The 24,061-nt window shown below is 70.6% G+C and carries 22 protein-coding genes; 9 read left to right on the forward strand and 13 right to left on the reverse strand.

What is annotated here, in order from left to right:
* Positions 1 to 141: 141 nt before the first annotated feature.
* On the forward strand, positions 142 to 678 hold the full coding sequence (locus ACFW5B_RS32005; protein WP_386447434.1) for a GNAT family N-acetyltransferase: 537 nt from the start codon (positions 142 to 144) through the stop codon (positions 676 to 678).
* Between the two features lie 8 nt (positions 679 to 686).
* Here ACFW5B_RS32005 and ACFW5B_RS32010 read toward each other — a convergent pair whose 3' ends face one another.
* The 6 genes from ACFW5B_RS32010 to ACFW5B_RS32035 all read right to left on the reverse strand — a co-directional run bounded on the left by ACFW5B_RS32010 (position 687) and on the right by ACFW5B_RS32035 (position 8,244).
* Positions 687 to 2,273: a type VI secretion protein gene (locus ACFW5B_RS32010; protein WP_386447436.1), complete on the reverse strand. Its 1,587-nt coding sequence runs from the start codon at positions 2,271 to 2,273 to the stop codon at positions 687 to 689.
* Entirely contained in the window at positions 2,270 to 3,712 is a 1,443-nt protein-coding gene (locus ACFW5B_RS32015) for an ATP-binding protein (protein ID WP_386447535.1), read from the reverse strand. The genes ACFW5B_RS32010 and ACFW5B_RS32015 overlap by 4 nt, the downstream gene beginning before the upstream one ends.
* Before the next feature lie 29 nt (positions 3,713 to 3,741).
* On the reverse strand, positions 3,742 to 5,304 hold the full coding sequence (locus ACFW5B_RS32020; protein WP_386447439.1) for an SCO6880 family protein: 1,563 nt from the start codon (positions 5,302 to 5,304) through the stop codon (positions 3,742 to 3,744).
* The gene (locus ACFW5B_RS32025) at positions 5,301 to 6,614 is read right to left on the reverse strand and encodes a hypothetical protein (protein WP_386447441.1); all 1,314 of its coding nucleotides are present in this window, start codon (positions 6,612 to 6,614) and stop codon (positions 5,301 to 5,303) included. Before ACFW5B_RS32025 ends, ACFW5B_RS32020 begins: the two co-directional genes overlap by 4 nt.
* On the reverse strand, positions 6,604 to 7,452 hold the full coding sequence (locus tag ACFW5B_RS32030) for a hypothetical protein (RefSeq protein WP_386447444.1): 849 nt from the start codon (positions 7,450 to 7,452) through the stop codon (positions 6,604 to 6,606). Before ACFW5B_RS32030 ends, ACFW5B_RS32025 begins: the two co-directional genes overlap by 11 nt.
* 483 nt (positions 7,453 to 7,935) lie before the next feature.
* Positions 7,936 to 8,244, reverse strand: coding sequence for a hypothetical protein (locus tag ACFW5B_RS32035; RefSeq protein WP_362611306.1), 309 nt, complete (start codon positions 8,242 to 8,244; stop codon positions 7,936 to 7,938).
* Between the two features lie 427 nt (positions 8,245 to 8,671).
* Between ACFW5B_RS32035 and ACFW5B_RS32040 the strand changes: the two genes are divergently transcribed.
* Positions 8,672 to 9,676 (forward strand): NlpC/P60 family protein, encoded by a 1,005-nt coding sequence (locus ACFW5B_RS32040; RefSeq protein ID WP_386447447.1) that lies wholly within the window; start codon positions 8,672 to 8,674, stop codon positions 9,674 to 9,676.
* Between the two features lie 205 nt (positions 9,677 to 9,881).
* Positions 9,882 to 10,601 carry a phosphatase PAP2 family protein gene (locus ACFW5B_RS32045; protein WP_386447450.1) on the forward strand — a complete coding sequence of 240 codons (720 nt, stop codon included), beginning with the start codon at positions 9,882 to 9,884 and terminating at the stop codon, positions 10,599 to 10,601.
* Between the two features lie 123 nt (positions 10,602 to 10,724).
* Here ACFW5B_RS32045 and ACFW5B_RS32050 read toward each other — a convergent pair whose 3' ends face one another.
* Positions 10,725 to 12,332, reverse strand: coding sequence for an FAD-binding oxidoreductase (locus ACFW5B_RS32050; protein WP_386447452.1), 1,608 nt, complete (start codon positions 12,330 to 12,332; stop codon positions 10,725 to 10,727).
* Between the two features lie 250 nt (positions 12,333 to 12,582).
* Positions 12,583 to 12,777: a hypothetical protein gene (locus ACFW5B_RS32055; RefSeq protein WP_386447455.1), complete on the reverse strand. Its 195-nt coding sequence runs from the start codon at positions 12,775 to 12,777 to the stop codon at positions 12,583 to 12,585.
* Between the two features lie 173 nt (positions 12,778 to 12,950).
* Between ACFW5B_RS32055 and ACFW5B_RS32060 the strand changes: the two genes are divergently transcribed.
* A complete protein-coding gene (locus ACFW5B_RS32060) occupies positions 12,951 to 13,814 on the forward strand; it encodes a hypothetical protein (protein ID WP_386447458.1) in 864 nt (287 codons plus the stop codon).
* A 142-nt stretch (positions 13,815 to 13,956) separates the two neighbouring features.
* On the forward strand, positions 13,957 to 14,178 hold the full coding sequence (locus ACFW5B_RS32065) for a hypothetical protein (RefSeq protein ID WP_386447538.1): 222 nt from the start codon (positions 13,957 to 13,959) through the stop codon (positions 14,176 to 14,178).
* Positions 14,179 to 14,194: 16 nt separating this feature from the next.
* On the opposite strand, the gene ACFW5B_RS32070 is transcribed toward ACFW5B_RS32065, so the two are convergent.
* Positions 14,195 to 14,611 carry a metal-sensitive transcriptional regulator gene (locus tag ACFW5B_RS32070; RefSeq protein WP_386447461.1) on the reverse strand — a complete coding sequence of 139 codons (417 nt, stop codon included), beginning with the start codon at positions 14,609 to 14,611 and terminating at the stop codon, positions 14,195 to 14,197.
* Between the two features lie 194 nt (positions 14,612 to 14,805).
* Between ACFW5B_RS32070 and ACFW5B_RS32075 the strand changes: the two genes are divergently transcribed.
* Positions 14,806 to 15,426 (forward strand): DUF47 domain-containing protein, encoded by a 621-nt coding sequence (locus tag ACFW5B_RS32075; RefSeq protein WP_129246676.1) that lies wholly within the window; start codon positions 14,806 to 14,808, stop codon positions 15,424 to 15,426.
* Between the two features lie 9 nt (positions 15,427 to 15,435).
* Positions 15,436 to 16,434 (forward strand): anion permease, encoded by a 999-nt coding sequence (locus ACFW5B_RS32080; protein WP_386447465.1) that lies wholly within the window; start codon positions 15,436 to 15,438, stop codon positions 16,432 to 16,434.
* A gap of 209 nt (positions 16,435 to 16,643) precedes the next feature.
* On the opposite strand, the gene pstB is transcribed toward ACFW5B_RS32080, so the two are convergent.
* From pstB to pstS, 4 genes are all read right to left on the reverse strand, one after another.
* Positions 16,644 to 17,420 (reverse strand): phosphate ABC transporter ATP-binding protein PstB, encoded by a 777-nt coding sequence (gene pstB, locus ACFW5B_RS32085; RefSeq protein WP_386447468.1) that lies wholly within the window; start codon positions 17,418 to 17,420, stop codon positions 16,644 to 16,646.
* Positions 17,421 to 17,478: 58 nt separating this feature from the next.
* Positions 17,479 to 18,558: a phosphate ABC transporter permease PstA gene (gene pstA, locus ACFW5B_RS32090; RefSeq protein ID WP_386447471.1), complete on the reverse strand. Its 1,080-nt coding sequence runs from the start codon at positions 18,556 to 18,558 to the stop codon at positions 17,479 to 17,481.
* Positions 18,555 to 19,550 (reverse strand): phosphate ABC transporter permease subunit PstC, encoded by a 996-nt coding sequence (pstC, locus tag ACFW5B_RS32095; RefSeq protein WP_386447474.1) that lies wholly within the window; start codon positions 19,548 to 19,550, stop codon positions 18,555 to 18,557. Before pstC ends, pstA begins: the two co-directional genes overlap by 4 nt.
* A 136-nt stretch (positions 19,551 to 19,686) precedes the next feature.
* On the reverse strand, positions 19,687 to 20,802 hold the full coding sequence (gene pstS, locus ACFW5B_RS32100; RefSeq protein WP_386447476.1) for a phosphate ABC transporter substrate-binding protein PstS: 1,116 nt from the start codon (positions 20,800 to 20,802) through the stop codon (positions 19,687 to 19,689).
* 378 nt (positions 20,803 to 21,180) lie between these two features.
* On the opposite strand from pstS, the gene ACFW5B_RS32105 reads away from it, so the two are divergent.
* A complete protein-coding gene (locus tag ACFW5B_RS32105; RefSeq protein ID WP_386447479.1) occupies positions 21,181 to 22,320 on the forward strand; it encodes an NlpC/P60 family protein in 1,140 nt (379 codons plus the stop codon).
* 294 nt (positions 22,321 to 22,614) lie between these two features.
* Entirely contained in the window at positions 22,615 to 24,048 is a 1,434-nt protein-coding gene (locus ACFW5B_RS32110) for a PP2C family protein-serine/threonine phosphatase (RefSeq protein ID WP_386447482.1), read from the forward strand.
* Positions 24,049 to 24,061 lie beyond the last annotated feature (13 nt).

Raw genomic sequence — 24,061 nt, forward strand, 5'->3', positions numbered from 1 at the left:
ATGGTACTGCAGGGGGGACCCTGTGGGAGAGTAGGACGCCGCCGAACAAATTTTGCGAAAGCCCCTTGGGAACGAAAGTTCCCGAGGGGCTTTTTCGCGTTTGTGGTGAGAAAAGCGCCGAGTGGTGAGAAAGGCGCTGGGATGCTGAAGGGCATGGGATATGTGATCAGGCCGGTGAAGGCGGACGAGTGGGAGCGGCTGAAGGAGTTGCGGCTGGCGGCGCTGGCGGATCCTGTGGCGCGGGTGGCGTTCAACGAGACCTTCGAGGACGGTGTGGGCCGGCCCGATGAGCTCTGGCGGCAGCGGGCGGCGATGAGTGCTGTGGGGCGGACGGTGGTGACGTTCATCGGGGAGGCCGTGGACGGCGGTTGGGCCGGGATGGTGGTGGCTCTCGTCGAGACGGCGGAAGAGGTGCCGCAGACGCATGTGGTCGGGGTGTATGTGCGGCCCGAGCACCGGGGGACGGGGCTGGCGGGGGAGTTGCTGCGGGCGGCGATCGGATGGTCGTGGGGTCGTACCGAGCCGGTGGTGGAGCGCGTACGGCTGTGGGTGCACGAGGAGAACCCGCGGGCCGAGGCGTTCTACCGGGGGCTGGGGTTCACGGCGACGGGGCGGACCATGGCCGATCCGAAGGACCCCGAAGCCAGGGAGCGGGAGATGGCGCTGCGGCGGGCATAGCGCGGTGGTCAGCCCGGGAGTGAGTGGTGGGGCCAGCGGGCGCGGGCCTGTTCGCGGGAGCGCATGGTGGCCAGGGTCAGCAGGCCGCGGTCGCGGCCCGTTGTGAGGAGGCCGGGGAGGGCGGGCAGCGGGGCGAGGGCCGCGATGTCGTCCAGGACGAGGGTGAGTGGTGGGTCGAGCCGACCGTCAGATGACCGTTCGGCCATGCGGCGGCCGTGCTCGACCACGTTCGAGAGGAGTGCGGTGAGCAACGGCATCGCACCCGGGTCGGTACGCGGATCCTCGAGGGGCTCGCCTACCACGTACAGCGTTCCCCCTTCGGCGAGGAATGATTCAAGGAGAACCGAATCCGCTCGCAGTGGCGTGCAGGCGTCCCGGATGTGGATCGAGGAGAGCGCGGTCAGCGTCCGGCCGATCAACGCCTGGGCGGCTTCCCGGCGTTCGGGGTGGGCGGTGAGCACCGACTCCAGTTCGCCGGCATGGCCGGCCGAGGCCTTGGGGCTGGTGCGCAGGATGCGTACGGGTTCCTGGGCGGCGCCGGTGGCGTGGGCCCAGCGGTGCAGCTGGCGGAACGGGCGGCCGTCGACCGCGGCGGCGTGCAGCCAGCAGCGCAGCAGGGTCTGGGCGGCGTCCGCGACCGCCGAATCCAGCGCGGCGGCCGGGCGTACGGGGGCCAGCAGGGCGGCGGCGCGGTCGGTGGCGGTGGCGAGGTCCGTGCAGCCGGAGGTCGGGGACCAGCGGAGCCGGGCCGGGGTGTCGAGGCGGTGGGCCGGGTCGTAGGTCAGCAGCGGGCCGAGTTTGGCGCGGGCGTCCTTGGTCTCGGCCCAGACGGCGGGGTCCGTCGTGGCGACGATCAGCGGGCCCGGGGCGGCGGCCGCGGTGGCGACGGAGGTGGCGACGGCGGTCGCGCGGTCGGTGGTGAACTGGACGCGGGGGAGAGGGAGTTCGGTGGCTTCGGCGGCGGGGGACAGCGGGGGCGCGGTGCGCTGCTCCGGGACGGGGCCGGCGGTCACGGGGGCGAGGGGCGAGGGGGTGGGGACGGCCGGTGTGGCGGGGGCGTCCTCGGCGGTGGTCGTGGGCTCCTGGGGGGCGGGGACGGTCTCCCGGAGGGCTTCCCGGGCCGCTGCGGCCTCCCGCGCGGCCCGTGCGGCCTCCTGTGCCCTTCGTGCTTCCCGGTCCGCCGGACGGGCCGCCCGTGCGTCCTTGGTCTTCGCCCGGCGGGTAGCCCGTACGGCGCGGTAGCGGGCGACCGTCCCGAGGGTGAAGATCACCAGGACCAGCAGCACCATCAGCTCGCCGATGAGGATGCCCCAGAAGAGGCCGTAGCCGGACAGCTGGCCCTTGGGGGTGTCGGGCCAGGCGGCGGAGATGTCGTGCGGTGCGGAGACCAGATGACGCAGCGCCATCGGCGTACCGGAGTAGGTGACGCCCGCGGGCCAGGCGCCGTGGGCGAAGAGCCCGGCCAGTCCGGTCGCCGTCCACACCAGTACGGTCAGGCCCAGCAGGAAGGCGAGCAGTCCGACCAGCAGGGAGTCGGGGACGCCGCGCCCCCGGTGCGGGCCCGTGCCGCGTGCGTCGTCGTATCCGTGGGTCACGCCACCGTCTCGCTCGACTCGTCTCTCCACTGCCGCTCCATCGCCATGGCCTCGGCGCGCGCCTCCGCCTCGGCGTCCGCCGCCGCCTGGACGGCGCGCGCCTCGTCCGTCGGCATCGCGGAGGCCTCGCTGATGGCGGAGGCCTCGGTCATCGCCCGGTCGGTGTAGACCAGCGGGCGTTCGGCCTCGGTGATGAGGTGTTTGACGACCTGGACGTTGCCGTTGACGTCCCAGACCGCGATGCCGGGGGTGAGGGTCGGGATGATCTCGACGGCCCAGCGTGGCAGGCCGAGGACCCGGCCGGTGGCGCGTGCCTCGTCGGCCTTCTGGGCGTAGATGGTGCGGGTCGAGGCCATCTTGAGGATCGCCGCGGCCTCCCGTGCGGCGGCGCCGTCGACCACGTCGCTGAGATGGTGGACGACGGCGACGAAGGACAGGCCGAGCCGGCGGCCGAACTTCAGCAGGCGCTGGAAGAGCTGGGCCACGAACGGGGAGTTGATGATGTGCCAGGCCTCTTCCACCAGGAAGATGCGCTTCTTGCGGTCGGGGCGGATCCAGGTGTGCTCCAGCCAGACGCCGACGATCGCCATCAGGATCGGCATCGCGATGGAGTTGCGGTCGATGTGCGACAGGTCGAAGACGATCAGCGGTGCGTCGAGGTCGATGCCCGCCGTCGTCGGTCCGTCGAACATGCCGCGCAGGTCACCGTCGACGAGGCGGTCGAGGACCAGCGCCACGTCCAGACCCCAGGCCCGGACGTCGTCTATGTCGACGTTCATGGCCTCCGCGGATTCGGCCTCCGGGTGCCGCAGCTGCTCGACGATGTCGGTCAGGACGGGCTGCCGGTGGGTGATGGTCTCGGTGACGTAGGCGTGCGCGACCTTGAGGGCGAAGCCGGAGCGCTCGTCCAGGCCGTGACCCATCGCGACCTCGATGATGGTGCGCAGCAGGGCCAGCTGGCCGGTGGTGGTGATCGACGGGTCGAGGGGGTTGAGGCGGATGCCGCCGTTGAGGGCGGCGGTCGGGTCCAGGCGGATGGGAGTTATCCCCAGCTCCTGGGCGATGAGGTTCCACTCGCCGACGCCGTCCTCGCCCTGGGCGTCCAGCACCACGACCTGACGGTCCCGGAACCTCAACTGCCGCAGGACGTAGGTCTTCTCCAGCGCGGACTTGCCGTTGCCGGACTCGCCGAGGACGAGCCAGTGCGGGGCCGGCAACTGCTGTCCGTACAGCTGGAAGGGGTCGTAGATATAGCCCTTGCCGCTGTAGACCTCACGGCCGATGATCACGCCGGAGTCGCCGAGGCCGGGGGCCGCGGTGGGCAGATACACCGCCTGGGCCTGGCCGGTGGAGGTGCGTACGGGCAGCCGGGTGGTCTCCACCTTCCCGAACAGGAAGCTGGTGAACGCCTCGGTGAGCGCTCCGATCGGGTCGAGCATGGCCATGACGTACGCGCCTCCCAGCGGCTTTAGCGGCGGATCCCGGTCGCGAACGGCAGGGTGTTGACGAACGCCCGGTGGTGCTCGCGGTCGCACCACTCCAGCTTGAGGTAGGACTTGCCGGCCGAGGCGCGGATGGTGCGCTTGTCGCGGGCGAGCGCCTCGGGGGAGCGGGAGGAGACCGTGAGGTAGCCGACGAGGTTGACGCCGGCGGCGCCGGAGGCCAGGTCCTCGCCGCGCTGGTCGACCCGGCCGTGGTGCGCGACATCGCGCGGGTCCACCACCCGGTTCATCTTCGCCGCGCGGCTGGCCTCGGCGTCGTCGTTGGTCTTCTCCGTCAGCATCCGCTCGATGGCGATCTCGGTGGGCTCCAGGTCCATGCAGACCGCGACCGTACGGATCACATCGGGGGTGTGCACCAGGAGGGGCGCGAGGAAGTTGACGCCCACCGGGGTCAGCGGCCACTCCTTGACCCAGGCGGTGGCGTGGCACCAGGGCGCGCGGGTCGTCGACTCCCGCGTCTTGGCCTGGAGGTACGTCGGCTCCATCGCGTCCAGTTCGGCCGGCCAGGCGTTGCGCTTGCTCATCGCCTGGATGTGGTCGATGGGGTGGTCCGGGTCGTACATGGAATGCACGAGGGAGGCGAGCCGTGCCTGGCCGAGCGGCTGGCGCACCCGGATGTCGGCCTCGGCGAGCCGGGCGCAGATGTCGGTGAGTTCACGGGCCATGACCACGGCGAGTCCGGCGTCCCGGTCCAGCTTCTTGCGCAGCAGCCCGCCCTGGTGCATCCGTGCGGCGCGGGCCATGGTCTGGGCCTCGGCGGCCAGCTCGCGGGTGTAGTGCATACAGGCGACGAGGTAGGCGCGGTGCTGCTCGGAGGAGGTGGAGACCATCGACTGGAGCTGGTCGTAGGACTCCTGCAGCCAGCCGGGGGAGCTCTTGTCGCCGCGCTGGGCGACGTCCTTGGCGTGGGCGTCCGGGTCGGCGGGGAGCGTACGGGCCAGCATCTGCAGCCGGGTCACGAAGCCGTCCCCGTTGGCCACATGCTTGAGCAGCGTCCCGAAACGGTCGACCAGCGCCTCCTGGTCCTCGCTGTCCCGCAGGCCGACGCCGGGGCCCTCGATCTCGATGGCCGCCGTCACCGTCTTGCGGTCGGCGTGCAGCAGCACCGCGATCTCGTCCGGGCCGAAGGGGGCGGAGAGCCAGTTGATCCGGCCGATGCCGGGCGGCGGGCCGATCTCGACCTCCCGGCCGTCCAGCCGGACGCCCGCCTCGGCGGCGCCGGAGCGGTAGGTGGCGCCGCGGCGGACCGTCCGGCGGAAGCTGCGCCGGATCTCGAACCACTTGTAGAACGTGCGGCCCTTGTACGGCACGTAGACGAGGGCGAGCCCCAGGAGCGGGAAGCCGGTCAGGGACACGATCCGCAGCGGCAGCATGGGCACCAGCAGGCCGCACATCATGCCGAGGAACGCGCCCGCGATGATCAGTGCGATCTCACCGGTCTCGCGGTTCTTGCCGACGATGGCGTTGGGCCGGGCGCGGCCGATCAGATAGGTACGGCGCGGGGCGATCGGGTGGGACTGCGTACTCAACGCCCCTCACCTCCTGCGGTCTTGCCGGAGCGGGAACTGCTGCCGGGGCTGGGGTTGGCACGGGGAGCGGGGGTGGCGGGTGCCGGGGCGCGGCCGCCGCCGCGGGAGCTGTGCGCGGCGACGCCGCCGGCCACCGCGTCGGCGGGCCGGGACTGGCCGCCCTGCGGCTGCTGTCCGCCGTCGCCGCCGGACCGGCGGGAGCTGTGGGTCTTGATGCCCTGGGACACCAGCGCGGCGGGCGAGGAGATCATCGCGGCAGCCTGGCTGCCGTCGGTGGCCCGGCCCTTGTTCGTACGGGCCGAGACCATCTCGTCGCCGAAGCCGGGGACGAAGCGGTAGATCACCGCGCTGGCGAAGATGGCGAGGACGATGATCGAGAGGCCGGAGACGACCGCGGAGAAGGCGTTCGGGCCCTTGTCGTGGGAGAGCGCGCCGGCGACGCCGAGCACGATCACGATGACCGGTTTCACCAGGATCACCGCGATCATGATGCCCGCCCAGCGGCGGACGTGGCCCCACATGTTCTTGTCGACGAGCCCGGCATAGACGACCGTGCCGAGCAGCGCCCCGACGTACAGCAGCGCGGCCCGGATCACCAGTTCCAGCCAGAGCACACCGGCGGCCAATACGGAGACCAGCGACACCACGATCAGCATGATCGGGCCGCCGCCGATGTCCGTGCCCTTCGTCAGCGCCTGGGAGAAGGCCCCGAAGAAGGTGTCGGTCTGCGCCCCGGTCCCCTTCGCGATGATCTCGGTGACCCCGTCGGTCGCCGAGACGATGGTGTAGAGGATGAGCGGGGTGAAGGCGGAGGCGAGCACGGTCAGCCAGAGGAACCCGACCGCCTCGCTGATCGCCTCCGTCAGCCGGACGCCGCGCACCGCGCGCTTGGCGACGGCCAGCAGCCACAGGACGAGCGTGAGCACGGTGGAGGCGGCGAAGACGACGGCGTACTGCCGCAGGAACGCGGCGTTGGTGAAGTCCACCTGGGAGGTGGCCTTCACCGCGTCCGACAGCTTCGTGACGATCCAGGCGGCGGCTTTGGCACAGCCTTTGGCCAGGGATTCGAGGGGGTCTAGGGGGTTGTTGTCGAGGGGATTGGTGGGCGATGAGCCGCCGCCGGACTCGTTGCGTTGCCGGCAGAGCTGCAGGGCCGGGCCGCTGAGGAGCTTGCAGCGTTCCGAGGCCGGCCCCGGGTCGGGCTCCGGCGCGGCCATGGCGCGTGTCGCGAGCAGGAAGACCCAGGTCTGTACGGCTGCCAATACGGTGACGACCGAGGCCGCACGACGGTGCAGGGGCCTACCGGGCATACGTGAAACCTCCGTAGCCTTGGACCGCGCCCGCGATGTCCTTCGCCCCGGAGGCGGGAACGTCCCCGCTGACCGGTGCGGGGCCGTCCTTCTGAGAGCGGGTCAGCGTCTTCCAGTCGTTGTCGGTCCAGGCGAGCTTCATCGTCAGGGTGAACCAACTGGTGGTGACGGGCTTGACGGATCCCTCGCCGGCCAGGCCGAGAAGACCCGTGCACCACACCTCGACGGTCGCTTGGTCCTTCGCGAAGTCCTTGACCTTGGTGCCGACCGGGATCGTGCGCGAGACGAAGGTCATCCCCGGCGGGGTGCTTCCGTCGGCCTTCAGCCCCACGGCCTTGAAGAAGTCCGGTGCGTAGACGTCATCGAGCTTGTTCTGGAGCGCGGCGGCGGCCGACGGCGCCATGACGGTGTTGACGATCTTGTGCCGCTGGTCCCGCTGGAACATGTCCGAGGACCCCAGCGCCACGGCGAAATTCGCCGCCGCCGACTGCGCCCCCTGCTCCGTCTTGGCGAACCCCGAGGCGATGCCGCCGGTCTTCCCGCTGACGGCCTTGGTGCCGGTCGGGGCCGTGGGCTGCGCGCGGCCGGGGGCCTTGGGGGAGTCGGTCGCGGTTTCGCTGTTGCCGCTTCCGCCACGGTTGGCGAAGGCGATGGCCGCGAGCAGCAGGACGATCACGCCGACGATCGTGACCAGGTTGCGGCTGGACATGCCGGTACGGGAGCGCCGTCCCGAGCCGTAGCCGTCGCCGTCGTTGTCGGGAAGTCTGGTCCGGGTCTGGCCCGTCTCGGGACCACGGTGGCCGTCGCCGCCGTAGCCGCCGTCGTCACTGAGACTCATCGCGCCTGTGCCCCCTCTGCCCGCCGTCGCGTGCGTGCCGTAGTTGTGCCGCCCTCATATGACCGTAGCCGCGCGGGCGGCGGCTCGGGTGCAGCGGTACGAGTACATCTCACCGTGACGGGTCCTCAGATGCGGTACGGCAGAGGCGAATGGGGGACTGTGGGTTATTTGTGCGCATCGCCTGCTCCGCGGTCGCCGGTCGCCTTCTTGCCCCCGGATCCACCTGTCCCCGCGCAGCGCTCGGCCCAATCGGGCCGCTGGTGGCGGGGGTGGCGAGGGCGTGCCGCGGTTCCGTCGGGCCGGCGTGAGCGGGCGTCAGCATGTGGCCTCGGCAGGGGAGGTGGGGCCGGTGGGAGCGAGTGGGGGCACGGGGCGGCGGAGAGAAGGCGGGCGGGGGCGCACAGGGGGCGGCGCGGGGAAGGGCGGTGACCCGGGTGCGCCATACGGGCGGCCCGGCGGCGGCAGGGCGGTCTCAGGGGTGGCCTAGACCGCCATGCCGTAGACGATGGTGAACAGCGTCCCCAGGGAGCCGATGATGAAGACGCCGGTCAGGCCGGCCACGATCAGGCCCTTGCCCTGTTCGGCGCTGAAGGTGTCGCGCAGCGCGGTGGCGCCGATGCGCTGTTTGGCGGCGCCCCAGATCGCGATGCCGAGGCACAGCAGGATCGCCACCGCCATGATGACTTCGATCATCACGCGGGCCTCGTTGCCCAGGCTCCCGAACGGCCCCCAGTCCGGGGCGATTCCGCCGATGATGGTGGTGATGTCGCCTTTTTCGGCCGCAATGAACATGTGTGAACTCACCGCCCCTTGATGGGTGTTGTCTCCCCGCACCGGCGTGGCGCAGGTCAGCCTCTATCTTCGCTGACAAATGGACCGTCAGCTGTCGACTTGGCGGCTTTCTTTGAAGGATCCCGTGCGGGTGGCGTGTGCCTGTGGGTGCACGCTCTTCATTCAACCGACTGGTCTCACCGTGTGTATCACGGGGGATAACCCTGGGCAATGATCATCGGGAGCACCCGTGGCCGGTCCGGCGCGCCGGAATGCCCGTAGCCCGTCCGGCGGTGTACGGAGCGGCACCGTGTGCGGAATCACACCCCGGCCGGAGCGCCCCCTGCGCCGCGTCATGCGCCGCCGTGCGGCACCCGGCGGGGCGGCGCGCGCGGGGAGCGGCCGGAAAAGGGCAGTGAACCGGGGCTGAATGGGGGAGGGTTGGGGGGTGCGGAAATTCTGGGTGGCCGGTGGGCTCGGGGCGGGGCTGGTGCTCTGCCTGCTCGGGCTGCTCGTGATCGGTACGTATATGGCGGCGGCCGGGCTGGCCGGGGCCGGCGGGCGGGCGCTCGGGCTGGCGAAGGGCTCGGTGCCGGCCGAGTACCAGCAGCTGGTGCAGAAGTGGGGGCAGCTCTGTCCGGCGATAAGTCCCGCGCTGCTGGCGGCGCAGCTCTACCAGGAGAGCGGCTGGAACCCCAAGGCGCAGAGCCCGGCGGCCGCGCAGGGTATGGCGCAGTTCATCCCGGGGACCTGGCAGACCCACGGCGTCGACGGGAACGGTGACGGCAAGAAGGACGTGTGGGACCCGGAGGACGCGATTCCGTCGGCCGCCTCGTACGACTGCGAGCTGGCCAGCTATGTGAAGCGCGCGCCCGGCAACGCCACCCACAACATGCTCGCCGCCTACAACGCCGGGGCCTATCGCGTCATCCAGTACAACGGCGTGCCGCCGTACCGCGAGACGCAGAACTACGTGAAGACGATCACGACGCTGGCCAAGAGCTTCGAGGCGCCGGTGGGGCGGGTGGAGCCGTCGCGGCAGGCGGCGGGCGCCATCTACTTCGCCCAGCAGAAGCTCGGTACGCGCTATCTGTGGGGCGGCACGGGCACCGCGGCGCAGGGCGGCCGGTTCGACTGCTCCGGGCTGACCCAGGCCGCGTACCACTCCGTGGGCATCGAGCTGCCCCGGGTGGCGAACGACCAGTGGAACGCCGGACCGCACCCGAAGCGGAACGAGCTGCTCCCGGGTGATCTGGTGTTCTTCGCCTACGACCTGAAGGACCCGCGCTCGATCCATCACGTGGGGATCTATGTGGGAGGCGGGTACATGATCAACGCGCCGTACACCGGGGCCCGGATCCGGTTCGACAAGATCGATACGCCGGATTACATCGGCGCGACCCGCGTCACGTCGGATGGCGCAAAAGCGCTGCCCGGTACGAACGCTGCGTGAACATAGGGCCCTGAACTGCGGTGATGAGTCAAGCTTCGATAACGTCCTGGTGATCATCCGGTGGAGAGTGGAACGCCAGGCCCGGGCATCGCGTTTCCTTGGCGTGGTGACGTAGCAGCGCTTGACACAGCACACGCTCGACGACCACGGGGGCAGGCAGCACACGAAGGCGCTCGCGCGCGCGAAAGATAAGGGGCCGCTGCAGATGGCTGGACTCGCATTCGAGGGGCCGAATCCTGACGTCGACGTGCTCGACGGCATCAACGGCCTCGCGAAGGACGCCCCCCACTGGGTCAACAAGGCCATGGAGTACATCGGTGAGTACGGCATCATCGCCGCCCTCGCCGTGCTGTGTCTGGTCGCCTGGTGGTCCGCGCGCCGCCGGCCGGGTGCCCCGGCCGCCGTCGCGGGCCTGGTGTGGGCGCCGCTGGCCGCGGGCATCGCGCTGCTGGCCAATATCCCGATCCGGTCGTTCGTCGAGCGGCCGCGGCCGTTCAAGGACCACGCCGGACTGGAAGTACTGATCCCCGGCAAGAGCGACTTCTCGTTCGTGAGCGACCACGCCACGCTCACCATGGCGGTCGGCGTCGGGCTGTTCATCGCCCACCGGAAGTTCGGCCTGATCGGCATTCTGCTGGCGCTCGCCGAGGGCTTCTGCCGCGTCTACATGGGCGTGCACTACCCGACCGACGTGGTCGGCGGCTTTGCCCTGGGCACCGCCGTCGCGCTGCTGCTGGCGCCGCTCGCGCAGGCGCTGCTGGTGCCGCTGACGACGGCGATCAGCCGCTCGAAGCTGGCGTGGCTGGTGTGTGCGCCGGGCGCCGAGACGGGCGCGGGGCCGGACGGCGAGGGCAGCCGGGTGGTGGCCACAGGCTCGGCGATGCGGGGCGGACACAAGGAGCGGGACAAGGATCTGGCGGCCTGAGGGCCGGGCCGTCCGGAACGCAACGGACGGTCCGCCCCGGCAACTCTGACCTGGCGGATGCAGACGGCCCGGCCCCTCGCGGGGACCGGGCCGTCCGTGTGTCCGCCGGCGGACGGTGCGGGCTCAGAGGGCCTGCGGGAAGGTGCTGAACAGCCGCTGCGGGTCGTAGGTCCGCTTGACCTCGGCGAGACGGCCGGCCGCGGCGCCGTAGTAGGCGGACTTCCAGTTGGTGAGGCCGGGGTCGGTGTAGTTCTGGTAGGCGGCTCCCGAGGAGTACCGCTGCATCGCGTCATGGAAGGAATTCAGCCACGCTGTGCGCGTGCCGGGCGAGCCGTTCGCCGGCCAGGACGCCAAGTACTGGGCGAGGAACCGCGAGCCGCGGTGCACGAAGGCGGTGTCGGTGCTCCCGACGCGGTTGATCGCACCGCCCAGTGCCGTCAGCGCCACGTTCCCGCCGACGCCCTTGCGGCCGCCCGCCTCGATCTGGTCCATCAGCGTGCGGATGCCGGCCGCGGACAGCGAGCGGTCGAAGAAGTGCGAGCGGGCGGCGTAGGTCTCGCGGCCCAGTTGGCCGGCGCCGTTCTGGCCGGGCAGCGAACCCGGCGTGTGGCACTGGGCGGTGGACTTGGTCGAGCAGCCCGCGTAGGACTCCATCGCGTCCAGGTAGCCGGTCGGCGTCAGATGGACGCTCTTGGCGGGGCCGGGGCCGCCCGGCTGGTCGGCGAGCTTGTCGAGGGCGTTCTTCAGATCGCCGTAGCTGCCCAGGGAGAAGGCCGCGACAGAGACGGACGGGGTGCCGCCGGGGCGCGCGTCGAGATGGCACGCGGACCATATCTCGTCGGCCTGCACCGGCCCCCACTTCTGCCAGGAGGCCACGACCTTCGCCGCTTTGGACCACGGCCAGGTCAGATACGCCATCACCGAGCGGGGCGCCGGATGCGTACGGAAGCGGAGCTCGGTGACCACGCCGAAGTTGCCGTTGCCGGCGCCGCGCAGCGCCCAGAAGAGGTCGGCGTGCTGCTTCTTGTCGCAGTCGACGGTCTTGCCGTCCGCGGTGACCAGGGTGGCGCCGACGAGGCTGTCGCAGGTCAGCCCGTAGGCGCGGGAGGCCACACCGTGGCCGCCGCCGAGGGTGAGGCCGGATATCCCGACGGTGGGGCAGGAGCCCCCGGGTATCGTCACGCCGTGCTTGCCCAGGCCCTCGTAGACGTCGATGAGCTTGGCGCCGGCGCCGATGCGGGTGACGCCGCCGGACGGCGTGCCCACCTTGGAGAGCGCGGAGACGTCGACGATGAGCTTGCCGTTGCCGCTGGACCAGCCCGCGTAGGAGTGGCCGCCGCTGCGGATGGCGAGCGGGGTGTCGTAACGCCGGGCGAAGGCGAGGCATTCGGCGATGTCCGCCGGGTGCTCGACATAGGCGATGGCCGACGGCTTCAGCGTGTCGTAACGGGTGTTGTAGAGGCGCCGGGCGCTCGCGTACGCGGCGTCGGAGGCCTGCACCAGCTTGCCGTCCAGGCTCTTGCCCAGCGCGCTCCAGGCGGACCGGGAGGCACGGCCCTTGGCGGCGCCCCCCGCCGCCGACGCCGCGTTGGTCCGTGCCGCGCTGCCGGCCGCGGCCTCCGTGGCGGAGGCCGGGCCCGCCGCAGCGGTCTTCTTGTCGCAGCCGGTGGCCAGGGCGAACGAGGTCGCCGCCAGTCCGCCGCCGGCCTGCAGGAGTGTGCGCCGCTTCACTGGGATGAATCCCCTTCGATGTCGAACGGTCCTGCCCCGCCGACCGGTGGCCCGGCCGCTGTTCGCGGGGCGCGTGCCGGGAACCCGCACCGGACGGGCGCGGCGACGCGCTGCCCCTCGCGTCCCGCTGTGCCCGGTAATGCTCCGCGCTGTCCGGTGCTGTCCTCGAAGTCCGTTGGCGGCGCGGTGCCTTGCTTCCCTGACTAGGCAGATGCGGCAGGGGCGTGAGGGGTTCCAGGAACGGACTTCCTCATTCCAGCGGGCGCCCGTTTCCGTCGTCGGCGGCGTCCGATCCGGCCCGGACATTGGCCAGATGGCGCTCCGCGTCCGTACGCGCCTGTGAGCGGGCGCGGCGGGCCGGTCCCCGCCAGCCGCAGTCGCAGCGGGCCGTGCAGAAGGCGCCGCGTTCGGTGGTGGAGGTCGCGTGAGGGGCTCGGTCGGGCACCCGCTCACGCTACGCGCCCCAGGTGCCGTTGCGTGACGAGCCCCCTGGACGGTCGTTGAACGGAACGGTCGACGAATCGCCGGATGCGGCGCCGGCGGAGCGTTCGACCCTCCCGAGCGGACCGGCCGGACCTGGCCGGTCCCGAAGACAGCGGCCGAGGGGGCTCGTACGCGATGGTGGTGCAGGACAGGCGGGGCGGCGGCACGGTCGCCGTGGCCATGGCGTGCGGCACGGGTCTGGCGGTCGGGCTGCTGACATCGGGCTGTTCCCCGGACGGCGCCGCGGCCGACGACCAGGAGCCGGCCGGCCGGGCCGCCCCCGCCGCCGCGGAGGTCCGGGACAGCGCCGACGCCCTGGTGCGGGCCGGCTCCGCCACGGTCCGCACGGCCATGGAGACCGTCAGCGGCGGCACCCTCGTCGCCATCCGCGGCACCGGCGGCTACGACTTCGCCACCAGCACCGGGCGGCTGCGGGTGGTGCTCCCCGATCCGGCGGGCCGGCCCGACGGCGGCCATGAGCCCATCACGGAGATCCTCGCGCCCGGTGCGCTGTTCATGAAGAACCGCGGCGCCGGGGTGCCCGCCGACAAGTGGGTGCGGGTGGCCACCGCCGCGCTGGCCGACGGGAATCTGGTCACCGGCGGCGCGACCGATCCGCTGGCCGCCGCCGAACTGCTGCGCGGCGCACGGGAGGTGACGTATCAGGGCGAGGAGTGGCTGGACGGCGTCCGGGTGCGGCACTACCACGGGACGACGGACATCGGGGCGGCCGCCGCGGCGGCGTCACCGCGCACCGGACCCGCGCTGCGCGCCGCGGAGGGCGGATTCACCACCGACGAGGTGCCGTTCGACGCGTATCTGGACGACGCCGGGCGGCTGCGCAAGGTGCGCCAGTGGTTCCGTTTCGCCAACGGCGCGCCGCAGGGGGCCGCGGTGACCTCCACGACGGAACTCTCCCGTTTCGGGACGAAGGTCGCGGTGCGGCTTCCGGACGAACGGGACATCTATGCAGGGAAGATCGCGTCGCCCACGTCATGAGGCCGCGTGCCGCGGGCGGGGCATATGACGGGGGTGCTTGCCGGATGGCGGAAATGGTCCATCCGTGCCATGCGCCGAGCCTGCGCCCGTCCCTAGGCTTGCGGTAACCACCCCAGGCGTGGGAAGGCGCTCGAAGGAGGAGGTGTGGTACGTGCCCGGACACCGCCCTACGACGGTTCAGGACCACGTAGCCCTCGTCGAGATCGACCTGACCGGTGAGTTGATGATCGCGGCCGCGGCCGCGAGCGAGGATCGGCTCAGCCCGGACCGTATCGACGAGGTGCTGGAGGTCGACGGGGAGGACGGCGGCCGCGCGGAGCGGGTGCCGCCCCGGACCGGTCCCGCCGGACGGTGCCCCGGCTGACGCGGAGCCCGCAGGCTCAGGTGCGCAGCATCCGCTCGATGGCCTTGGTGGCTTCCTGGACCTTGGCGTCGATGGCCTCGGGGCCCTGGACGGCCGCGTCGGCGACGCAGTGCCGCAGATGCTCCTCCAGGAGCTGGAGGCCGAAGGACTGCAGGCCCTTGGTGCTCGCCGAGACCTGGGTGAGTATGTCGATGCAGTAGACATCCTCTTCGAGCATCCGCTGCAGTCCGCGGATCTGCCCCTCGATCCGCCGCAGTCGCTTGATGTGTGCGTCCTTCTGCTGTGCGTAGCCATGTTTACCGGCCGACGGCGAAGTCTCTGCGGTGTGGGTCACGGTTTGAACGTCGCTTCGGGTGTCGGGGGCCGGCTTCCGGGGGTGGTCGGCCGCGGCGGCTGCGGTGCTGCCGCCGGTGTCGGCGTCCGTGCTCGTCATGGCCGTCTCCCGTGGAATCTCGGCGATCTGTATACCCCTGGTGGGTATATGCTACCGAACTTTGCGGGCACCTGTGGTACCCCGTGCAGAGCATGCTGCACGATGGGCCACACTGATGGAATGCCGGTTAGCAGTGGCTGGATGATGCGCCTAGCATCAACTCGACCGAATCCGATGCACCCCGAGGATTTCACGTGCGTTTTCGTCTGACCCCCAGGGAGACGAGCTTCTACGACATGTTCGCCGCCTCCGCGGACAACATCGTCACGGGCTCCAAGCTCCTGATGGAACTGCTCGGGGCGGACGCCTCCGCGCGGGCCGAGATCGCCGAGCGGATGCGCGCCGCGGAGCACGCAGGGGATGACGCGACCCACGCGATCTTCCACCAGCTGAACTCCTCGTTCATCACGCCGTTCGACCGCGAGGACATCTACAACCTCGCCTCGTCGCTCGACGACATCATGGACTTCATGGAGGAGGCCGTCGATCTGGTCGTCCTCTACAAGGTCGAGGAACTGCCGAAGGGCATCGATCAGCAGATCGAGGTGCTGGCGCGGGCGGCGGAGCTGACCGCCGAGGCGATGCCGAACCTGCGCACGATGTCGAACCTCACCGAGTACTGGATCGAGGTCAACCGTCTGGAGAACCAGGCCGACCAGATCCACCGCAAGCTGCTGGCGCACCTCTTCAACGGCAAGTACGACGCCATCGAGGTCCTCAAGCTCAAGCAGATCGTGGACATCCTGGAAGAGGCTGCGGACGCCTTCGAGCACGTCGCCAACACCGTCGAGACCATCGCGGTCAAGGAGTCCTGAGCGCCGCCCATGGACACCTTCGCGCTCGTCGTGACCATTGCGGTCGCGCTCGGTTTCACCTATACCAACGGCTTCCACGACTCCGCGAACGCCATCGCGACCTCGGTCTCGACGCGGGCGCTGACCCCGCGGGCGGCGCTGGCGATGGCCGCGGTCATGAACCTCGCCGGTGCCTTCCTGGGCAGCGGTGTCGCCAAGACCGTCAGTGAGGGGCTGATCTCCACTCCGCACGGCAGCAAGGGGATGGGCATCCTCTTCGCCGCGCTGCTCGGCGCGGTGGTCTGGAACCTCGTCACCTGGTACTTCGGTCTGCCGTCGTCGTCCTCGCACGCCCTCTTCGGCGGCATGGTCGGTGCGGCCCTCGCCGGTGGCACCACCGTGATCTGGTCCGGGGTGATCGAGAAGGTCGTCCTGCCGATGTTCATCTCGCCCGTCATCGGGCTGGTGCTCGGCTTCCTGGTGATGGTCGTCATCCTCTGGATCTTCCGGAAGGCCAATCCGCACAAGGCCAAGCGTGGCTTCCGGATAGCCCAGACGGTGTCCGCGGCGGGCATGGCGCTCGGCCACGGTCTGCAGGACGCCCAGAAGACCATGGGCATCGTGGTGATGGCCCTGGTCATCGCCGATGTCGAGGACCAGAACGCGGCCATCCCGCTGTGGGTCAAGCTGGCCTGTGCGATCACGCTCTCGCTCGGTACGTACGCGGGCGGCTGGCGCATCATGCGCACGCTGGGCCGCCGGATCATCGAGCTGGACCCGCCGCAGGGCTTCGCCGCGGAGACCACGGCCGCCTCGGTCATGTACACCGCGTCGTTCATGTTCCACGCGCCGATCTCCACCACCCATGTCATCACCTCCGCGATCATGGGCGTGGGCTCGACCAAGGGCACCCGCGCGGTGCGCTGGGGCGTCGCCAAGAACATCGTGATGGGCTGGTTCATCACCATGCCGGCCGCGGCGCTGGTCGCGGCGGGTGCGTACTGGATCGTGGAGCTGGCCTTCGGCTGACACGGCCGTACGGCAGCCGGCACAGCGGCCGGCAGCACAGGCGCCGACGCGGCCGTACGGCTCGTCCGGCGCCTGACGCGGACAGAAAGTCGGGCCCGCCCCCCGGGAAGTGGGGGCGGGCCCTTCGCCTTGCGGTGGCACCGCCATGCAGCACCGCAGGACGCTGGTGGGGGCGGCCCGGCCGGAGTGGCCGGGCCGCGCTGCGCAGCTCAGCCGAAGCGGCCGGAGATGTAGTCCTCCGTGGCCTGGACCGAGGGGTTGGAGAAGATCCGCTCGGTCTCGTCGATCTCGACCAGCTTTCCGGGCTGTCCGACGGCGGCGAGGTTGAAGAACGCCGTGCGGTCCGAGACACGGGCGGCCTGCTGCATGTTGTGCGTCACGATGACGATCGTGAAGCGCTCCTTCAGCTCGCCGATCAGGTCCTCGATGGCGAGGGTGGAGATCGGGTCGAGCGCCGAGCAGGGCTCGTCCATCAGCAGCACCTGCGGCTCGACCGCGATGGCGCGGGCGATGCACAGCCGCTGCTGCTGGCCGCCGGAGAGGCCGGAGCCGGGCTTGTTCAGCCGGTCCTTGACCTCGTTCCAGAGGTTGGCGCCCTTGAGGGACCGCTCGACGATCTCCTTGAGCTCGCTCTTCTTGTACGAGCCGTTGAGCCGCAGACCGGCCGCGACATTGTCGAAGATCGACATGGTGGGGAACGGGTTGGGGCGCTGGAAGACCATGCCGACGGTGCGGCGGACGGCGACCGGGTCGACCCCGGAGCCGTAGAGGTTCTCGTCGTCCAGCATCACCTTGCCCTCGACGCGGCCGCCGGGGGTGACCTCGTGCATGCGGTTCAGGGTGCGCAGGAACGTCGACTTGCCGCAGCCGGACGGGCCGATGAAGGCGGTCACGGAGCGCGGCTCGACGGTCATCGAGATGTCGTCGATGGCCTTGTGGCTGCCGTAGTACGCGGAGAGGCCGCTGACGTCGATTCGCTTGGCCATGGAAATCACTGCTTCTTTCTCACGCGGCGGAGCCGCACATCGAATGGGGCGCGGCTGGTCAGCGGCCGGACTTGGGGGCCTTCCAGCGGGCGATCCCGCGGGCCACCAGGTTGAGGATCATGACGAAGGCGATGAGGACCAGTGCCGCGGCCCATGCGCGGTCGTACGAGGCCTCGGAACCCTGCTGCCACTGCTGGAACACATAGAGCGGAAGCGACTGCTGGGCGTCTTCGAAGGGGTTGTTGTTGATCGTCTTCGCTCCCCAGACCAGGAGCAGGACGGGGGCGGTCTCACCGGTGATACGGGCGATGGCGAGCATCACGCCGGTGGTGATGCCGCCGACCGACGTCGGCAGGACGACCTTGAGGATGGTGCGCCACTTCGGCACGCCGAGGGCCAGCGAGGCCTCGCGCAGCTCGTTCGGGACGAGCTTGAGCATCTCCTCGGTGGAGCGGACCACGACCGGCATCATCAGGATCGCCAGGGCCATCGCGCCGGCGAAGCCGGACGGGCCGAAGCCGAGGATCAGGATCCACACGGAGAGGATGAACAGGCCGGCCACGATCGACGGGATACCGGTCATCACGTCGACGAAGAAGGTGACGGCCTTGGCGAGCCGGCCGCGGCCGTACTCGACGAGGTAGATCGCGGTGAGCAGACCGATCGGCGCGGCGATCAGGGTGGCCAGGCCGACCTGCTCCAGAGTGCCGACGATCGCGTGGTAGATACCGCCGCCGGGCAGCGCGTCCGGGGTGGTGCCCATCGAGTGCGACAGGAAGTAGACGTCCAGGACGCGGGTGCCGCGGCTGACGGTCTCCCACAGGAGGGAGGCCAGCGGGACGACGGCGGCCAGGAAGGCGATCCAGACCAGGCAGGTGGCCAGCCGGTCCTTGGCCTGCCGGGCGCCCTCGACGGCCGCGGACAGCGCGAACGTGCCGAGGACGAAGAGCGCGGCGGCGACCAGGCCCCACTGGACCGTGCTGTCCAGGCCGGCGCCCACGCCGATGCCGCAGCCGGCGCCGGCCGCGACCAGCGCGAGGACCGGCGGGGTCCAGCGCGGCAGCCGGGCCTGCTTGAGGGAGACCGGAAGCGGGCGGCCGCCGTTGGAGACCGCGGGGCGGTCGGTGGTGATACTCATGCGGCGGCTCCCGAGTACTCCTTGCGACGGGCGATGATCAGGCGGGCCGCGCCGTTGACGAGCAGCGTGATCACGAAGAGGACGAGACCGGAGGCGATCAGGGCGTCCTGGCCGAACTGATCGGCCTCGCTGAACTTGCTGGCGATGTTCTGGGCGAACGTGCCGCCGCCCGGGTCCAGCAGGCTGGTGCTGATGAGGAAGCTCGGCGACAGGACCGTGGCGACGGCCATCGTCTCGCCGAGCGCGCGGCCCAGGCCCAGCATGGAGGCGCTGATGACGCCGGAGCGGCCGAAGGGGAGCACCGACATCCGGATGACTTCCCAGCGGGTGGCGCCGAGGGCCAGCGCGGCTTCCTCGTGCATCTTCGGGACCTGGAGGAACACCTCGCGGCTGACGCTGGTCACGATCGGCAGGATCATGATCGCGAGCAGGATGCCGACGGTGAACAGCGAACGGGCCGCCCCGCCGCCGTACTCGAAGACGCCGGTCCAGCCGAGGTAGTCGTCCAGCCAGGTGTAGAGGCCGGTCAGATGCGGGACGAGGAAGAGCGCGCCCCACAGGCCGTAGATGATGCTGGGGACCGCGGCGAGCAGGTCGATGACGTAGCCGAGCGCCGCGGACAGCTTGCGCGGGGAGTAGTGCGAGATGAACAGCGCGATGCCGACCGCGACCGGGACCGCGATGACCATCGCGATCACGGAGCTGACGACGGTGCCGAAGGCGAGCACGGCGATGCCGAACTTCGGCTCCGTGCCGCTCGCGTTCCAGTCCCAGGTGGTGAAGAAGTTGGCCTTGTCGCCGGAGATGGCGAGCACGGAGCGGTAGGTGAGGAAGCCCGCGATGGCGGCCATGATCACCAGGAGGGCGATTCCGGAGCCCCGGGAGAGCCCGAGGAAGATCCGGTCACCGGGGCGGACCGCCTTGCCCGATATGGCCGTGCGGCCGGCGGGGGGTGGCGGAGGCGTATCAGTTGTCGAGGAAGCTGTATTCATGGGTTCTCCGGTCTGCGGAGCCGGGTGAGGCTCCTGGCGCGGCGGTGCACCGGAAGGGCGGCGGCCCGAAAGGGGCCCTGGCGAAGGGGCCCCTTTGGGTGGACCGTGGGCGGCCTGTGGGCCGCCGCCCGGTGGGTCAGGAGATCTTGGCGACGGCCGCGCGGACCTTGTCGGCGATCTCGGTGGGCAGCGGGGCGTAGCCGAGCGCCTTGAGGGCGTTCTGGCCGTCCTTGCTGGAGACGTAGGTCAGGAAGGACTTGGTGGCGGGCAGCGTCGCGGCCTTGTTGCCCTTGTCGCAGGCGATCTCGTACGTCACCAGGGTGATCGGGTAGGCACCCTCGGCCTTGGTGGTGTAGTTGAGGTCCAGGGCCAGGTCATCGCCCTTGCCGACCTGCTTGGCCTCGGAGATGGCCTTGGAGGCGTTGTCGACGGTGGCCTCGACCGGAGCCTTGGCGCCGGTGTTCAGCTTCGCCGTGGCGATCTTGCCGGCCGTGGCGTACGACAGCTCGAAGTAGGAGATCGCGCCGCTGGTCTGCTTGACCTGCGAGGAGACGCCGGCCGAGCCGGAGGCCGCCTGGCCGCCCGCGCCCTCCCACTTCTTCGCCGGCTCGTGCTTCCAGTCACCGGCGGCCTTGAGGTACTTGGTGAAGTTGTCGGTGGTGCCCGAGTCGTCGGAGCGGTGGAACGCCTGGATCTTGAGGTCCGGGAGCTTGGCGCCCGGGTTCAGCTCCTTGATCGCCGGGTCGTTCCACTTGGTGATCTTCGAGTCGAAGATCTGCGACAGGGTCTTGGCGTCCAGCACCAGGTTGTCGACGCCGGGGACGTTGTAGCCGACCGCGATCGGGCCGCCGACCATCGGCAGGTCGATGGCCTGGCCGCCCTTGCAGACCTTCTTCGACTTGGCGACCTCTTCGGGCTTGAGGGCCGAGTCGGAGCCGGCGAAGGCCGTCTGGCCCTGCAGGAAGGTGGTCACGCCGGCGCCGGAGCCCGTCGGCTGGTAGTTGATCTCGGTGCCCTTGCAGGCACCCGAGTACGCCTGCACCCAGACGTCCATGGCGTTCTTCTGCGCGGACGAGCCGGACGCGAGCAGCTTGCCCTTGCCGTCGCACTTGATGTTGGCCGGCTTGGCGGCGCCACCGCCGCCGGCACCGGTGGTGTCGTCGGAGCCGCACGCGGACAGGGCCAGGGCACCGGAGACGGCGAGAGCGCCAACGGCGAGGGCGCGAACCCGGTTCTTGCGCTGAAGCTTCACTGTCGAGAGTTCCTTCCTGGGGCGCGCCGCTTCGTCGGCGAGCAAGGGGGTGATGCGGGCATGGAATGGCGCGATCTTTGCCATACCGGTGTGTCGCGCTTGCGCTGTGGGCAGGACGCGCACTCGGTACGGCTGAAATTAGGTAGATCAAGTGAAGCGGCCGATGGAGGGGAGTGAACGCAGGGTGAACCTCGGCCATCGGCTGGGTGCGGAGCGGAGAACTGCGCACCGACTGGTGCGAAACGGCCCGGCGCCCTGTTGAATTACCAGTCGGTATGGCAGCATCCGCGCCTGAGGCACGGCGAATCGGTGCGGAACGACCGGAGGTGGCTGGTGGGGAGCCAGGGGGCACAGCAGGGCGTTCGGGGCGTACGGGGTATGCGGGGGATACGAGGTATTCAGGGCGGCCGGCTGGTGGCCTGCACCGCCGTCGTCCTCTGCGCGATGGGGCTGCTGGGCGGCACGGCCACGGCCGCGTACGCCGATGACCCGAAGAACCCCTCGGCGGACGCACGGCGGGCCGGTGGCGCGGCGGCCGCCGCCGATGCCGACGCCCGCCGCCTCGACGAGGCGCGCAAGAAGATCGACGCCCTCTACCGCAAGGCCGAACAGGCCACCGACGCCTACAACGCCGCCGAGGAGCAGGTCGAGCTCCAGCAGAAGGAGATCGTCAGGCTGGCGCGCACCATCGACAGCACCCAGCGCAAGCTGACCGCCCTCAAGCGCCAGGCGGGCTCGCTGGCCAGCGCCCAGTACCGCGGCGGCGGGCTGCCCTCCGAGGCGAAGCTGATGCTCGACGCCGACCCCGAAGGCTTTCTCGACAATGCCACCCTGGCCCGTAAGGGGCAGCTGGCCGCCAAGCGTGTCATCAGTCAACTCGCGCACCTCAAGGGTGACTTGGAGAAGTATTCGGACTCCGCGACGGACCGCTGGGAGCAGCTGGAGGCGCACCGCAAGAAGAAGGAAAGCGCCCGGCGGGACATCAAGAAAAAGATCGACGAGGCAAAGCAGCTGGAATCCCGGCTGGCCGCCAAGGAAAAGGACCGGCTGAAGAAGCTGGAGGAGGAGCAGGCCTTCAAGCAGCAGCAGAAGTGGCTCGACTCCGGTGTGCTGGACGACATCAGCAACAAAGCGTCGGCGGCCGGCAAGAAGGCGATTTCCTTCGCCACCGCACAGGTCGGCAAGGATTACGTGTGGGGCGCCGAGGGGCCGGACACCTTCGACTGCTCCGGGCTGACGCTGCGGGCCTGGCAGGCCGGTGGCCACACGATTCCGCGGACCTCACAGGAGCAGTGGCGGCAGCTTCCCAGGGTCGGCCTGCGGGATATGCGGCCGGGCGATCTGATCATTTATTTCTCGGATGCCAGCCATGTCGGGATGTACCTCGGTGACGGCGCAATGGTGCATGCGCCGCGGCCCGGCCGGCAGGTGACGGTCACCGGCGCCGGGTCCATGCCGATCCTCGGCGTGGTGCGCCCCGACGGCGACGATGGCGCGCATCACACGGACGATAAATGACCGGATTGCTTGCTATCTGAGGGTTGTCGTGGTGTAGCTGAATGCACTCATGCGGGGTGATGTTCGTCATTCCGCATTCCGCCCTCCCCAGGTCAAATGGCTTATCAGGTGCGGCATATGCCGATGGCCGATTGCTGCCGGGCATTCCATACCTCTCCACACTGACGCTATGGTCGCCTGTCAGTGCCCGGCGTACGCCTCACTCATTTGACCGACGAACGCAGGGAGCCGGGCACGGTGAGGCGCCGGCAGGTGCCCATCGCGCCCCTCGGGGGGAGGGAAGGAAGCAGATCAATGCCCGTACCCGTACCGCACCAGCGGACGGTCGTGCTGCCTCAGCAGGCAGGACCGGCGGACGACGTCTGCGCGGCCACCGCGCGGGTCGCCGACGTGCCGGGCGCGGGAGACGCGACGGCCCGGAGCGCGGGCATCCCGTCGCCCGCCGCCGGCCACGAGCCGGTCCGTCCGGCGGTGCAGGGCTTCCCGGAAGCCGGACAGCCCCAGTCGGCCGAGGAGCGAATTTCAGCCGATCGTGGACCGCTGCACCAGGGCCTGACGCTGCTCCTCATCGGCGAGGACCCCAACAGCCATGTCCCCGAGATGTGGGACTGGGCGGGCCGCAAGGTGCGCCTGCGGACCGCCCGCAACCTCACCGAGGCCGAGCGGCTGCTCACCGACGACGTGCACTGCATCCTGCTCGACCTGCCCCCGGCCGAGCCCGCCGCCGACCCTGACGGCGACGCCGCCGCCGCCCCCGGGGACACCCTCGGCATGCTGCACGACGTGCTGCGCATGGCGACCTCGCACGCCGTCCTCGTGCTCACCTACGAGACGGACGCCGAGCGCGCCGCCGACGCCGTCCGCGTCGGCGCCCAGGACTACCTCTTCCGCGACGAGCTGGACGGCGCGGTCCTCAGCCGTGCGGTCCGCTACGCCGTGGAACGCAAACGCGCCGACCTCGCCCAGCGCCAGCTGACCGAGTCCCGGATGCTGGCCCAGGAGAACGCCCGCCTGGAGCGCGGTCTGCTGCCCACGCCGCTGCTCGACGGCTCCGACCTCCGGTTCGCCGCCTGCTACCGCCCCGGTCGCAGCCGCGCGCTGCTCGGCGGCGACTTCTACGACACCGTCCGCACCCCGGACGGCACCGTCCACGCGATGATCGGCGACGTCTGCGGCCACGGCCCCGACGAGGCCGCCCTCGGCGTCGAGCTGCGGATCGCCTGGCGCGCGCTGACCTTCGCCGGGCTCTGCGGCGACGAGCTGCTCGCCACCCTCCAGAAGGTGCTGGAGCACGAGCGCGCGGACGACGAGATCTTCGCGACGCTGTGCACCGTCGACATCTCGGCGGACGGCCGCCGCGCCGGGCTCTGCCTGGCCGGCCACCCGGCACCGCTGCTGGCCCGCGCCGGGGAGCAGCCGGCGCTGCTGCCGTACGAATTCGGCGGCCCGGCGCTCGGCCTGCTCCCGCACGCCCGCTGGCCGCGCCGGCAGGTCGAGCTGGGCGGCGCCTGGAGCCTGATGATGTACACCGACGGCCTGATCGAGGGCCGGATCGGCCAGGGCAATCAGCGCCTCGGCCAGGAAGGCATGACCGAGCTGGTCAGCCGCCAGATGGCGGCCGGTCTCAGCGGCGAGGAACTGCTGGACGCGTCGGTCCGGGAGGTCCGCGACCTCAACGGCGGCGAGCTGACCGACGACGTCGCCGTCCTCCTGCTGGACCGGCGCTGACGCAGCCGCGGGT

Origin of the sequence: Streptomyces sp. NPDC058773 (assembly GCF_042746015.1) — a bacterium.
GTDB lineage: Bacteria > Actinomycetota > Actinomycetes > Streptomycetales > Streptomycetaceae > Streptomyces.

Bases quoted from the DNA above. Each gene is read 5' to 3' on its own strand.
- ACFW5B_RS32005 (WP_386447434.1), top strand. From the start codon at position 142: ATGCTGAAGGGCATGGGATATGTGATCAGGCCGGTGAAGGCGGACGAG.
- ACFW5B_RS32015 (WP_386447535.1), bottom strand. From the start codon at position 3,712: ATGCTCGACCCGATCGGAGCGCTCACCGAGGCGTTCACCAGCTTCCTG.
- ACFW5B_RS32025 (WP_386447441.1), bottom strand. From the start codon at position 6,614: ATGCCCGGTAGGCCCCTGCACCGTCGTGCGGCCTCGGTCGTCACCGTA.
- ACFW5B_RS32030 (WP_386447444.1), bottom strand. From the start codon at position 7,452: ATGAGTCTCAGTGACGACGGCGGCTACGGCGGCGACGGCCACCGTGGT.
- ACFW5B_RS32035 (WP_362611306.1), bottom strand. From the start codon at position 8,244: ATGTTCATTGCGGCCGAAAAAGGCGACATCACCACCATCATCGGCGGA.
- ACFW5B_RS32045 (WP_386447450.1), top strand. From the start codon at position 9,882: ATGGCTGGACTCGCATTCGAGGGGCCGAATCCTGACGTCGACGTGCTC.
- ACFW5B_RS32060 (WP_386447458.1), top strand. From the start codon at position 12,951: ATGGTGGTGCAGGACAGGCGGGGCGGCGGCACGGTCGCCGTGGCCATG.
- ACFW5B_RS32070 (WP_386447461.1), bottom strand. From the start codon at position 14,611: ATGACGAGCACGGACGCCGACACCGGCGGCAGCACCGCAGCCGCCGCG.
- ACFW5B_RS32080 (WP_386447465.1), top strand. From the start codon at position 15,436: ATGGACACCTTCGCGCTCGTCGTGACCATTGCGGTCGCGCTCGGTTTC.
- pstB (WP_386447468.1), bottom strand. From the start codon at position 17,420: ATGGCCAAGCGAATCGACGTCAGCGGCCTCTCCGCGTACTACGGCAGC.
- pstA (WP_386447471.1), bottom strand. From the start codon at position 18,558: ATGAGTATCACCACCGACCGCCCCGCGGTCTCCAACGGCGGCCGCCCG.
- pstC (WP_386447474.1), bottom strand. From the start codon at position 19,550: ATGAATACAGCTTCCTCGACAACTGATACGCCTCCGCCACCCCCCGCC.
- ACFW5B_RS32105 (WP_386447479.1), top strand. From the start codon at position 21,181: ATGCGGGGGATACGAGGTATTCAGGGCGGCCGGCTGGTGGCCTGCACC.
- ACFW5B_RS32110 (WP_386447482.1), top strand. From the start codon at position 22,615: ATGCCCGTACCCGTACCGCACCAGCGGACGGTCGTGCTGCCTCAGCAG.